Consider the following 11,115-nt stretch of genomic DNA (forward strand, 5'->3'; position numbering starts at 1 on the left):
GTGTCGGTCGGGCAGGTTCTGGCTAGAAGTTGAACTTGTCGATGTTGTCCTTGTTGAAGACGAACGGGTCGCCGAGGAGGACGGTGGCGTTGTCGCCGACCTTGAAGGTGCCGAGCTTGCCTGCTTCGAAGGAGTCGCCCTTCTTTCCGGTGATGGTTCCGTCGATCAGAGCCTTGGCCGTGAACGCGGCCAGGTAGCCGAGGTCTTCGGGGTTCCACAGGGCGAACTCGTCGACCGTTCCGTCTTTGACGAATTCACGCATCTGGTTCGGCGTGCCGAGACCGGTGAGCTTGACCTTGCCCTTGAACGCCGAGGTCGACAGATATCGCGCGGCGGCGGCGATACCGACCGTCGTCGGCGACACGATGCCCTTGAGGTCCGGGTGGGACTGGAGCAGCGCCGCCGTCTTGTCGAACGAGGTCTGGTCGTCGTCGTTGCCGTACACGGTGTCGACGAGCTTGACGTTCGGGTGGTTCGCCTCGAGGTCCTTCTTCATCAGGTCGATCCAGGCGTTCTGGTTGGTCGCATTGGCGGAGGCCGACAGGATGGCGATCTCGCCGCTGTCGCCGATCTCCTTGGTGATCGTGTCGACCTGCACCTTGGCGATGCCCTCCGCGGTCGCCTGGTTGACGAACACGTCGCGGAACTTCGGGTCGGTGTCTGAGTCGAAGGTGACGATCTTGACGTTGGAGGCCTTGGCTTGAGTCAGGGCGCTGCCGAGAGCGGTCGGGTCGTTGGCCGAGAGCACGATCGCACCGACGCCCTGCTGGGTGAGTGTGTTGATGTAGCTCACCTGAGCGTCGGCGGTGGCGGTCGATGGGCCGACCTGGTTGTACGTGCCACCGAACGATTTGACGGCCGTCTGGCCACCCTTGTCCGAGGTGTCGAAGTACGGGTTGCCGAGGTTCTTGGGCAGGAAGGTGATCTTGTAGTTCTTGTCTCCGCCGGAGGTCGATCCGCCGCCGGAGCCGCTGCTCGAGCACCCCGTCGCGACGAGGGCGAGGGCGACGATGCCGGCGCCGATTCCGAGGGCGCGTTTGAGCGCCTTCCGGCTGGTGGTGTGAGGCAACATCTTTGTTCCTTTCGATGGATGACTGCTGGTGCTGCTTGTGGTGCTGAGTCGTGGTGGGACTGCTTGCGGAGGGCCCCGAGCCGGTCAGGTTCGAGATCGCCGACGGGATGCGCGACTCGCACGTATCCAGCCGACGACGCGGGGGGACAGGACGGACACGATGAGGAGCACGCCCGTGATGATGTTGATGGCGTCCGAGCTCACGTTGGCGAGCCGGAGCGCGCTCTGCAGCACTCCGATGAGCAGCACGCCCGCGATGACCCCGTGCAGCGCGCCCTTGCCGCCGAAGATCGAGACACCGCCGAGCAGGACTGCCGCGATCACGGAGAGCTCCAGGCCGATCGCGTTGTCGCCGCGGGCGCTGCCGTAGCGCAGCGTCCAATAGATTCCTGCGAGCGCCGAGACGAGTCCGGTGAGCAAGAAGGCGATGAACTTCGTGCGGTTGACGTTGACGCCCGAGAACGCAGCCGTGTCCTTGCTCAGGCCGAGCGCGAACAAGCCGCGTCCGTACGGCGTGAAGTGGAGGAGAACCGCGAAGACGATGATCAGCACCAGGACGAGGACCATCACGAGGGGTATGCCGGTCTGGCCTATCCGCGACTGCACGAGCGTCTGCCAGAAGAGCGGGAAGTCGGTGATCGCCGTCGTGCCGAGCAGCCCGACGGCAATGCCGCGATAGAGGGCGAGTGTGCCGATGGTCACCGCGAGCGATGGGAGACCGACGACTGTGACGAGGAATCCGTTGATCGCTCCCGCGACAAGCCCGACGACGAGGCAGACGACCATCGCCGCCTCGATCGGCCAGCCTGCTTTGGTGAGCACACCCAGGGTCACGCTGCTGAGACCGAGCGTGCTGGCGACCGAGAGGTCGATCTCGCCGCTCACGATCACGAGCGTCATCGGCAACGCGATGAGCAGGATGGGCGTGGCGTCGAGCAGCAGGAATCCGAGCGTCGTCGTCGTGCCGAAGTTGGGAACGACAAGACTGGCGACGATGGCCACGACGATGAGCCCGGCGATCACGGCGGACTCGCGGGAGAGCAGCCAGCGCTGCCAGGCCGGCCGCCCGTAGTCCACGTAGACGCGAGCCGCCGCGGGGCTTACTTCTTTGGAGACGTCGATGCTGGTCACTTCTCGACCTCCCTCTCGGCCACGAGCCTTCTGGACAGCCGGAGCGCTAGTACGCGGTCGAGCACGATGGCGCCGATGATGAGCACGCCGACCACGGCCTGCTGCCAGAAGTCCTGGATGCCGAGGATGGGCAGCGCCCGGTTGATCGTGAGCAACAGCATCGCGCCGATCGCGGCGCCGTACACCGAACCGCTGCCGCCGAAGATGGCGACACCACCGATCACGGCCGCGCCGACGGCCTGTAGTTCGAGGCCGGTTCCGGTCTGCGAGTTGGTGGTTCCGTAGCGGGCCGAGAACAGCACGCCGGCAAGACCTGCGAGGGCTCCGCAGAGCACGAAGGCGACCAGGATGCGCTGGGTCACCTTCAAGCCGTACAGCTCGGCCGCCTCCGGGTCGGACCCGATCGCATACAGTTCGCGGCCGCCGCGCTTGTTGCGCATGTACCAGCCCGCGATGAGCACGACGACGAGCGCCAAGATCGTGAGGTACGGGATGCCCAGGAACGAGTTGGTGCCGAGGTTGAGGAAGTCGCTCGGCAGATCGCTGGCGTTGATCCTGTTTCCTCCCGCCCAGAGCACGTTGATCCCTCGATACACGTACAGGGTTCCGAGGGTGATGACGAGAGCGGGCACCTTGCCGAAGGCGACGAGCGCACCGTTGATCAGGCCGAGGAAACCTCCTGCGAGAGCGCCGATGAGGAAGACGGCGATGATCGGGATGCCCGGCACGTCGATGAAGAGGCGTCCCGTCAAGTAGGCCGTGAGCCCGACGACCGAGCCGACGGACAGGTCGACGCTCCGGGTGATGATCACCATCGCCTGCCCGACGGCGACGAGCACCAGGATCGACGGCGTCAGCAGCAGATCGCGCCAGCCGTCGGTGCTGAACAAGAAGCTCGGGTTCACCGCCGTGGTGATCGCGATGACCGCGATCAGCGCGATCAGGATGCCGGTCTCCCTCGCCCCGAAGAACGTGCGGAGGCCGCGGGCGACGACGTTCGTGCGCGGGTCGTCGGTCTGGAGCGTGGTCATTTCGTCGCTCCTTCCGCCTCATGGGTGGCGGCGTACATGACGTTCTCCGCCGTCGCCTCCGCTCGGCTGAACTCCGCGGTGATGCGGCCCTCACGCACCACGAGGATGCGGTCGGCCATGCCGAGCACTTCCGGCAGCTCCGAGGAGATCATGAGGATGCCGATCCCGCGGCCCGCCAGCTCGGACGTGAGGCGGTGCACTTCTGCTTTCGTGCCGACATCGATACCTCGAGTGGGCTCGTCGATGATGAGTACGCGCGGGTCCGTGGCGAGCCACTTGCCTAACACGACCTTCTGCTGATTGCCGCCGCTCAGCGTGCCTGCGAGCGTGTCGAGTGCAGCAGTCTTCACCTGCAGTCGTGCAGACCATTCCCGTGCGGCACTGTTCTCGCTCGCATTTCGGATGAACCCGAACTTCGCCAGCTTCTTGCGGATCGCGAGGGTGGTGTTGCGGGCGACAGACGTCTCGAGGATGAGTCCCTGGCGCCTGCGATCCTCGGGAACGAGCGCGAGCCCGGCTGACATGGCCGCGGCCGGGTTGCGTTTCGGGATGCTCCTCCCGTCGACGCGCACGGAACCGGTCTGGTATCCGTCGACGCCGAAGACGGCGCGAGCGATCTCGCTGCGGCCCGCGCCCACCAGTCCGGCCAGGGCGACGATCTCGCCGGACCGCACCGAGAAGCTGATGTCGTGGAACACGCCCGACAACGAGATTCCTTCGACGACGAGCAGCTCTTCGCCGATCGTGGCTTCCTGCTTGGGAAAGAGGTCCGTGACGTCACGGCCGACCATGCGCCGGACGATCTCGTCCTCGGAGACGTCGCGTGTGGCATCCGTGGAGATGTATGCCCCGTCGCGCATGACCGTGATGGTGTCGCAGAGCGCGAACACCTCGTCGAACCGGTGCGAGATGAAGACGATGCCGCGACCTTCGTCGCGCAGGCTGCGCGCCACCGAGAACAAGCGATCGACCTCGACGCCGGAGAGAGCGGCGGTCGGCTCGTCCATGATCAGAAGGCGCGCATCAAGGGAGATGGCCTTGGCGATCTCGATGATCTGCTGATCGGCGATCGACAGGCCCTCCGCGAGACGATCCGGATCGATGGAGACGGCCAGGCGGGAGAAGATCGCGCGGGCCTCGGCCTTCATCTTCTTGCGATCGATGCGTCCGAGACGATCGGTGGGCTGCCGGCCCATGAAGATGTTCTCGGTGACCGAGAGGTCGGGGAACAACGTGGGCTCCTGGTAGATCACGGCGATCCCGGCGGCCTTCGCAGCGGCGGTGCTCGAGAAGTCGACGGATTCGCCGCGAAAGAGCAGCTCCCCGGAGTCGCGTTGGTAGAGCCCGGCGACGATCTTGACGAGAGTGGATTTACCGGCGCCGTTCTCGCCGACCAGCGCGTGGATCGACGCCTGGCGCACCGTGAGATCGGCCGACTTGAGCGCGACGACGCTGCCGAAGGACTTGGCCACCTTGCGGAGCTCGAGCACCGCTGGCGAGAGCGCTGTCGAGGGGGCTTCGGGCGGCTCCGCCTTGCTTCCACCGATGGGTGTTTGGTCTGTCGACATTGACGAAACCTGAGCCTCCCCGTCGAGGGCCGTCGCATGCCGGCCGTGCTGAAACGTTTTAATTGAACTGACCTGCCAGCACTCTATGACCGACGATCGCTGCCGTCAAGACTGCATTAAAACGATTCAGATATCAATTCTTGACGTACACTGTCGTTCATGCGGCGGCCCTGCCGCGACCAGAACCTGGAAGGTGGTGGCCATGCCCTCGGTGAGCGTACGCGACGTCGCTGCTCTTGCAGGCGTATCGGTCGGCACCGTCTCGAATGTGCTCAACCGGCCCGAGAAAGTCGCAGAGACCACGGTCGACAAGGTGCATTCCGCCATCGAGAAACTCGGGTTCGTGCGCAATGATGCAGCCCGCCAACTGCGAGCCGGCCGGAGCCGCGCCCTCGGTCTCATCATCCTCGATGTCGCCAACCCCTTCTTCACCGACCTCGCTCGCGGCGCGGAGGCGAGGGCCGCTGCCGAGGGCCTGTCGATCATCCTGGGCAACAGTGACGAGAAAGCGGAGCGGGAGTCCGCCTATCTCGACCTCTTCGAGGAACAGCGGATGCACGGCGTGCTCGTGTCCCCGTTCGGCAACATCATCCCGAGGTTGCGTCGATTGCGCGAGCGGGGCATCCCTGCCGTCCTGGTCGACCGCACGAGCGCGGACTCGACCTTCAGCTCGGTGTCCGTCGACGACGAGGCCGGCGGGGAACTGGCGGCCGCACACCTGCTCGACACCGGCCGCCGCCGCATCGCCTACGTCGGTGGACCGACCGAGATCCGCCAGGTCGTCGACCGGTTGGAGGGTGCCCGCCGGGCCGTGGCCGCGCATCCGGGAGCCACGCTCGAAGTGGTGCCTGTGGGAGCCCTCACGGTCGCCGAAGGGCGCGAAGCCGGACGCTCGCTCGCCGCCCGGCCGCCCGAGTCGCGCCCCGACGGGATCTTCGCAGCGAACGACCTGCTCGCCATGGGACTGCTGCAGGCGATGGAGCAGGCGTCGATGCACGTTCCCGACGAGGTCGGGTTGATCGGCTACGACGACATCGGGTTCGCGAGCGCGGCTGTCGTGCCGCTCTCGTCCATCCGGCAGCCCAGCGTGCTCATCGGCGAGACGGCGGTGGAGATCCTGCTCGAAGAGGCCGAGGACCCAACGCTGCCCCCGCGCCAGATCGTCTACCAGCCCGAGCTCGTCGTGCGTCAGAGCACCGGCGCGGCAGTGTCCGCGGGCGTCACGACTTTATAACCGGCTCCGGATCAGAGGGCCGTGACATCCACGAAGCGGGTCAGTTTCGCCGGTCCCTCCAGATAAGTGCCCAAGTGCGAGGCTCCGTCCCCGGCACGCCAGGCGCGGTAGGCGTTGTCGTGCTCGATGGACTCCCAGTGCTCGATCGCGATGGCGTGGGCGGGGTCGTCGACATCGGTGATGATCTCGACCCCGATGCATCCGTCGAAGGTGCGGGTCTGCTTCAGCACTTCGACGAGAGCGGTCGGTCCGTCTTCGAGATGATCCGGTGCGAACCGCAGGTCGAACAGTGAGGTGACGGACATCCGTCTCTCCTTCCGCGTCGACTCCGTCACCGGGCGGCGGCGGACGTCATCGGCACCGTAGCACCCGCATCCGGGTTCAGGATGCGCGGGCCGCTGTCGCCTCGGTGTCTGCGAGCTCTTCGCGCACCTCTTCGCGGGCGTCGAAGGTCAGTCGTGGCCGCCAGGCCTGCATACGGAAGCGGAGGTTGCGGTACTTGATGAGGTAGAAGACGCCGACCAGTGCAGCAGCGAAGCCCGAGGCGGCCCCGACGCCGAGCGCCCAGCGCGGGCCGAACGTGTCGGCCACCCAACCGACGATCGGAGCGCCGATCGGGGTTCCGCCCATGAAGATCGCCATGTAGATGGCCATCACGCGGCCGCGGAGCTGCGGGTCGGTGCTCATTTGCACGGTTCCGTTCGCCGTGGTCATGAGCGTCTGCGAGGAGACGCCGATGATGATCAGCGCGAGGGCGAACAGCCAGTACTCGGGCATGACGGCGGCGATCGCGCATCCCACACCGAAGAAGGCAGCGCCGGCGAACAGCAAGGCGACTCGAGGTCGCTCTCTGCGTGCCGAGAGCAGCGCGCCGACCACTGAGCCGATGGCCATGATCGAGGAGAGCAGCCCGAACTCGCCCGCGCCCTTGTGGAAGACGCTGACCGACATCGTCGAGATGAAGATCGGGAAGTTGAGGCCGAAGGTGCCGATGAGGAACACCATCACCAGGATGACCATGATGTCGGGGCGGCGCCGAACGTAGCGGAAGCCCTCGACCAGGCCGCCGCGCTTCTTGCTCGCGCGCTCCGAACGGTAGAGCTTCTCGGTGCGCAGGAACTTGAGCGAGAGCAGCACCGCGCCGAAGGTCGCCGCGTTGATGAGGAACACCCAACCGGCGCCGACCACCGCGACGAGCAGACCGGCCACGGCGGGCCCGATCAGGCGCGCGGCGTTGAACGAAGCCGAGTTGAGCGCGACGGCGTTCGAGAGATTGGGGCCGGCGACGAGTTCGGAGACGAACGTCTGGCGGGCAGGCGCGTCGAAGGCGGCGACGCAACCGAGCAACAGCGCGAACACGTAGACGTGCCAGAGCTGGACGACCCCCGTGACGGTCAGGATCCCGAGGCCGAGACCCAAGGCGCCCATGGCCCCCTGGGTGAACATCAGCAACTTGCGGCGATCGAGGCGGTCGGCGGCCCAGCCGGTGACCGGAAGGAGCAGAAGGGCAGGCGCGAACTGGAGCGCCATCACGAAACCGACCGCAGCCGCGTTGTTGTGGGTGAGCTGGGTGAGCACGATCCAGTCCTGGGCCGTGCGCTGCATCCAGGTGCCGACATTGGAGACGATCGCACCGCCCGCCCAGATGCGGTAGTTCACTCCGGAGAGCGACCGGAACATCGCGCTCAAGAGTCGGCCAGCTCTCGCATGATCGCCGCGGCCTCGGCGAGCGTGTCGCGCTGCTCCTTGGTGAGCGTGCGGAGGCGCTTGTGCAGCCACGCGTCTCTGCGACGGCGAGTTTCGGCGATCAGCTCTCGCCCCGCATCCGTCGCGACCACCACGACCTTGCGGCCGTCGTCGGGGTCGGGGGTGCGCTGCACATAGCCGGCGGCCTCGAGGTGGTTGACCGTGCGGTTCATCGACGGCGGCTTGACCCGCTCGTGGTCGCTGAGCTGCCCGATGGTGCCGGCGCCCTCGCGCACGACGAAGGCGAGGGCCGAGGTCTGGGTGTCGCTGAGCTCGTGGTCGGCCTTCTCGGCGCGCAAGCGGCGCGAGAGGCGGGCGACGGCGATCCTGAGCGTTGTGCTGAGATCGTGAGTGGTGAGCTGTGGCATACATAGTTAGCCTATCAAATTAGCCACGCTAAATAAATCCCGGTGAGCGATGCGGTGGGCCAGAATGAGCGCGTGCCTACCTTCACGGACGCCCAGGGAATCGCGATCACCTACGACCACTGGCCGGTGGACACTCCGCGGGCCGTCGTCCAGGTCGCGCACGGCGTCGGCGAACACGGTGGCCGGTACCGTGCGCTCGTCGATCACCTCAACGCCGCGGGATACACGGTGTACGTCGACGACCACCGCGGGCACGGCAGAACGGGCATGGCGCAGTGGAGCGATGCCGAGAAACTCGGCCGGCTCGGCGAGGGCGGTGTGCGTGCGGCTGTGGCCGGGATGCACGAGTTCAGCCGCCTGATCCGGCGCGAGAATGCCGACCTCCCGCTCGTGCTCTTCGGTCACAGCTGGGGTTCGCTCGCCGCGCAGATGATCCTCAACGAGCACTCGGACGAGTACGACGCCGCGGTGCCTTCGGGCACGGCTTACCGGATGCTCGGCTCGATGAACAGCGGCTACAACCTCAACAAGCGCTTCGCACACCTCGGCACAACCGGCGCGGAATGGCTGAGCCGCGACCCGGCCGTCGCGCAGGCGTTCGTCGACGACCCGCTCACGACCCTCACCCCGCTGCCGAAACTGTTCGGGCCGGTCGACGCCGCCCGCCTGCTCGGGCGGCCCGCCCGACGGCTCGCCCGCGATCTGCCGTTGCTGATCCAGGTCGGCGGAGACGATCCGCTCGGCGGTGAGGCCAGTGCTCGGCGGCTCGAGCGCGCGTATCGGGAACGGTCGGGGCTGACGGATGTGACGACGATCGTGTATCCGGGTGCCCGGCATGAGGTCTACAACGAGACCAATCGGGCGGAGGTCATGGCCGATCTGACGGACTGGTTGGGGCGGAGGATCGCGGAGCGCGTCTGAGTTTGCGCTGGGTGACCCGGCGTCAGTGCAGCCGGCCGTCGTACGCGACCCGGTTGCGTTCGATCGACGGGTAGTGCTCGATCGCCCAGGTGGCGAGGGCGAGGGAGGGTTCGATCAGGGTCGCCCCGACCGTGGTGAGTTCGTACTGAACCCGGGGCGGAACCTCTGCGTGCACGGTCCTCGTGACCAGGCCGTCGCGCTCGAGCTGACGCAGAGTCAGCGTCAGCATCCGCTGTGAGATGCCCGGGATGTGCTGCTGCAGCTCGCCGAAGCGCAGCGTGCCGTGCTGCAGGGTCACGATCACGAGCAGCGACCACTTGTCGCCGATGCGGGTGAGCACGTCGCGCACGGCGCGGCCGTGATCGGCGTCGGCGTGGGACTCGCACGCGCGCTCGTACGGGCTCGCGGTCAGGGGGTCGTGCGCATCCGTCGACGTGGTCATCGTGGCTCCCGTGTGGTTCCCGTCGTGCTTCCCGCGGTGATTCGCGTGGTGGTTACGAACACCGATGTGCCTTTTGTGCGAGTCGTCTGAGTGACGCATCATGTGGTTACGAACAAATCGTAACCATCGCACCTGGGAGAGTCCACCGTCATGCTCATCGCCTTCTGGATCGTCACCGGTCTCGCCGCACTCGTCTTCCTCGCCGCGGGGCTGACCAAGCTGGCGCGCCCCCAGGAGGCGCTCGCCGCATCCGGAATGGCCTGGGCAGGCGACTTCTCCGGCCCGAGCGTGAAGCTCATCGGGTTGGCCGAGGTGCTGGGCGGGCTGGGGCTCGTGCTGCCGCCGCTCACCGGGATTGCGCCCATCCTGAGCCCGATCGCCGCCGTGGCGCTCGTGATCGTGATGATCGGGGCCGTGGTCGTGCACGTGCGTCGCAAGGAGGCAGCTGTTCCCGCGATCGTGCTCGGAGTGCTCGCGCTCACTGCGGCCGTGCTCGGCTTCGTGGCCCTTCTCGGCTGAAACCTGCGGCGGGCGAATTAGGCTGGAGTCATGCACGGTGAATACAAGGTGCCCGGCGGCAAACTGGTCGTCGTAGACCTCGACGTCGTCGACGGCAAGCTGGCTGACTTCCACCTCGCGGGAGACTTCTTCCTCGAACCCGACTCGGCTCTCGAAGCGATCGACGGGGCCGTCAACGGGCTCTCGGCCGAGTCGAGTGCAGCGGACATCGCCGCGGCTGTCAGGGGCGCGCTGCCCGAGGGCGCGATCCTGCTCGGGTTCTCGCCGGAGGGGGTGGCGGTCGCGATCCGGCGATCGCTGGCGCGGGCGACCAGCTGGCGCGACTACGACTGGCAGATCGTGCACTCGAAGGCCGTGCATCCGGTGCAGCAGATGGCTCTGGACGAGGTGCTCGCGACCGAGGTCGGCGAGGGGCGCCGCCAGCCCACCCTGCGCATCTGGGAGTGGGATGAGCCGGCCGTCGTGATCGGCAGCTTCCAGTCGCGCAAGAACGAGGTCGACGCGGAGAACGCGAAGAAGTACGGCTTCGACGTCGTGCGCCGCATCTCGGGCGGCGGGGCGATGTTCATGGAGGCGGGATCCGTCATCACGTACTCGATCTACGCACCGTCGGACCTCGTGCAGGGGATGAGCTTCGCCGACAGCTATGCGTTTCTCGACGAGTGGGTACTCGTCGCCCTCAAGTCGCTCGGCATCGACGCGTTCTATCAGCCTCTCAACGACATCACGAGTCCGAAGGGCAAGATCGGCGGTGCGGCGCAGAAGCGACTCGGCTCCGGCGCTGTGCTGCATCACGTGACCATGAGCTACGACATGGACGGCGAGAAGATGACGGAGGTGCTCCGGATCGGCCGCGAGAAGATCAGCGACAAGGGCATCGCCAGCGCCGCCAAGCGCGTGGACCCGCTGCGCAGCCAGACCGGCCTCACCCGCGCGGAGATCATCGACCGGATGAAGCAGACCTTCACCCAACTCTACGGAGCGACCCCCGGCGACATCACCCCCGAGGAGTACGCCGCCGCCGACAAACTCGTAGCCGAAAAGTTCGGCACCGAGGAGTGGCTCAACCGCGTCCCTTAGCGC

Annotated in this window: 12 protein-coding genes; 4 read left to right on the forward strand and 8 right to left on the reverse strand. The window is 66.6% G+C overall.

Translation table 11 applies throughout. From position 1 onward, the window contains the following. Positions 1–22: 22 nt before the first annotated feature. The 4 genes from rhaS to ACQ86A_RS02695 form a co-directional block, all read right to left on the reverse strand. A complete protein-coding gene (gene rhaS, locus ACQ86A_RS02680; RefSeq protein ID WP_431279082.1) occupies positions 23–1,072 on the reverse strand; it encodes a rhamnose ABC transporter substrate-binding protein in 1,050 nt (349 codons plus the stop codon). 84 nt (positions 1,073–1,156) lie between these two features. Next, positions 1,157–2,203, reverse strand: a complete 1,047-nt coding sequence (locus ACQ86A_RS02685) for an ABC transporter permease (RefSeq protein WP_431279083.1) — start codon at positions 2,201–2,203, stop codon at positions 1,157–1,159. Continuing rightward, a complete protein-coding gene (locus tag ACQ86A_RS02690) occupies positions 2,200–3,234 on the reverse strand; it encodes an ABC transporter permease (protein WP_431279084.1) in 1,035 nt (344 codons plus the stop codon). Before ACQ86A_RS02690 ends, ACQ86A_RS02685 begins: the two co-directional genes overlap by 4 nt. After that, positions 3,231–4,802 carry a sugar ABC transporter ATP-binding protein gene (locus tag ACQ86A_RS02695; protein ID WP_431279085.1) on the reverse strand — a complete coding sequence of 524 codons (1,572 nt, stop codon included), beginning with the start codon at positions 4,800–4,802 and terminating at the stop codon, positions 3,231–3,233. Before ACQ86A_RS02695 ends, ACQ86A_RS02690 begins: the two co-directional genes overlap by 4 nt. A gap of 202 nt (positions 4,803–5,004) precedes the next feature. Here ACQ86A_RS02695 and ACQ86A_RS02700 point away from each other — a divergent pair, with 202 nt between their 5' ends. Continuing rightward, complete coding sequence (locus tag ACQ86A_RS02700) at positions 5,005–6,036, forward strand: LacI family DNA-binding transcriptional regulator (RefSeq protein ID WP_431279086.1); 1,032 nt, start codon at positions 5,005–5,007, stop codon at positions 6,034–6,036. 11 nt (positions 6,037–6,047) lie between these two features. Here ACQ86A_RS02700 and ACQ86A_RS02705 read toward each other — a convergent pair whose 3' ends face one another. From ACQ86A_RS02705 to ACQ86A_RS02715, 3 genes are all read right to left on the reverse strand, one after another. Next, a complete protein-coding gene (locus ACQ86A_RS02705; RefSeq protein WP_431279087.1) occupies positions 6,048–6,341 on the reverse strand; it encodes a putative quinol monooxygenase in 294 nt (97 codons plus the stop codon). 76 nt (positions 6,342–6,417) lie between these two features. Beyond that, the gene (locus tag ACQ86A_RS02710; RefSeq protein ID WP_431279088.1) at positions 6,418–7,716 is read right to left on the reverse strand and encodes an MFS transporter; all 1,299 of its coding nucleotides are present in this window, start codon (positions 7,714–7,716) and stop codon (positions 6,418–6,420) included. Positions 7,717–7,721: 5 nt separating this feature from the next. Further along, a complete protein-coding gene (locus tag ACQ86A_RS02715) occupies positions 7,722–8,150 on the reverse strand; it encodes a MarR family winged helix-turn-helix transcriptional regulator (protein ID WP_431279089.1) in 429 nt (142 codons plus the stop codon). A gap of 72 nt (positions 8,151–8,222) precedes the next feature. Between ACQ86A_RS02715 and ACQ86A_RS02720 the strand changes: the two genes are divergently transcribed. Next, positions 8,223–9,071, forward strand: coding sequence for an alpha/beta fold hydrolase (locus ACQ86A_RS02720; protein WP_431279090.1), 849 nt, complete (start codon positions 8,223–8,225; stop codon positions 9,069–9,071). Positions 9,072–9,093: 22 nt separating this feature from the next. On the opposite strand, the gene ACQ86A_RS02725 is transcribed toward ACQ86A_RS02720, so the two are convergent. After that, positions 9,094–9,513 (reverse strand): winged helix-turn-helix transcriptional regulator, encoded by a 420-nt coding sequence (locus ACQ86A_RS02725; protein ID WP_431279091.1) that lies wholly within the window; start codon positions 9,511–9,513, stop codon positions 9,094–9,096. 150 nt (positions 9,514–9,663) lie between these two features. Here ACQ86A_RS02725 and ACQ86A_RS02730 point away from each other — a divergent pair, with 150 nt between their 5' ends. Next, the gene (locus ACQ86A_RS02730; RefSeq protein WP_431279092.1) at positions 9,664–10,032 is read left to right on the forward strand and encodes a DoxX family protein; all 369 of its coding nucleotides are present in this window, start codon (positions 9,664–9,666) and stop codon (positions 10,030–10,032) included. A gap of 30 nt (positions 10,033–10,062) precedes the next feature. Continuing rightward, a complete protein-coding gene (locus ACQ86A_RS02735) occupies positions 10,063–11,112 on the forward strand; it encodes a lipoate--protein ligase family protein (RefSeq protein WP_431279093.1) in 1,050 nt (349 codons plus the stop codon). The last annotated feature ends 3 nt before the right edge of the window (positions 11,113–11,115 follow it).

Origin of the sequence: Leifsonia poae, from assembly GCF_050632195.1 — a bacterium.
In the GTDB taxonomy this organism is placed as follows: domain Bacteria; phylum Actinomycetota; class Actinomycetes; order Actinomycetales; family Microbacteriaceae; genus Leifsonia; species Leifsonia poae_C.

Bases quoted from the DNA above. Each gene is read 5' to 3' on its own strand.
- ACQ86A_RS02690 (WP_431279084.1), bottom strand. From the start codon at position 3,234: ATGACCACGCTCCAGACCGACGACCCGCGCACGAACGTCGTCGCCCGC.
- ACQ86A_RS02705 (WP_431279087.1), bottom strand. From the start codon at position 6,341: ATGTCCGTCACCTCACTGTTCGACCTGCGGTTCGCACCGGATCATCTC.
- ACQ86A_RS02725 (WP_431279091.1), bottom strand. From the start codon at position 9,513: ATGACCACGTCGACGGATGCGCACGACCCCCTGACCGCGAGCCCGTAC.
- ACQ86A_RS02695 (WP_431279085.1), bottom strand. From the start codon at position 4,802: ATGTCGACAGACCAAACACCCATCGGTGGAAGCAAGGCGGAGCCGCCC.
- ACQ86A_RS02715 (WP_431279089.1), bottom strand. From the start codon at position 8,150: ATGCCACAGCTCACCACTCACGATCTCAGCACAACGCTCAGGATCGCC.
- rhaS (WP_431279082.1), bottom strand. From the start codon at position 1,072: ATGTTGCCTCACACCACCAGCCGGAAGGCGCTCAAACGCGCCCTCGGA.
- ACQ86A_RS02735 (WP_431279093.1), top strand. From the start codon at position 10,063: ATGCACGGTGAATACAAGGTGCCCGGCGGCAAACTGGTCGTCGTAGAC.
- ACQ86A_RS02700 (WP_431279086.1), top strand. From the start codon at position 5,005: ATGCCCTCGGTGAGCGTACGCGACGTCGCTGCTCTTGCAGGCGTATCG.
- ACQ86A_RS02730 (WP_431279092.1), top strand. From the start codon at position 9,664: ATGCTCATCGCCTTCTGGATCGTCACCGGTCTCGCCGCACTCGTCTTC.
- ACQ86A_RS02710 (WP_431279088.1), bottom strand. From the start codon at position 7,716: ATGTTCCGGTCGCTCTCCGGAGTGAACTACCGCATCTGGGCGGGCGGT.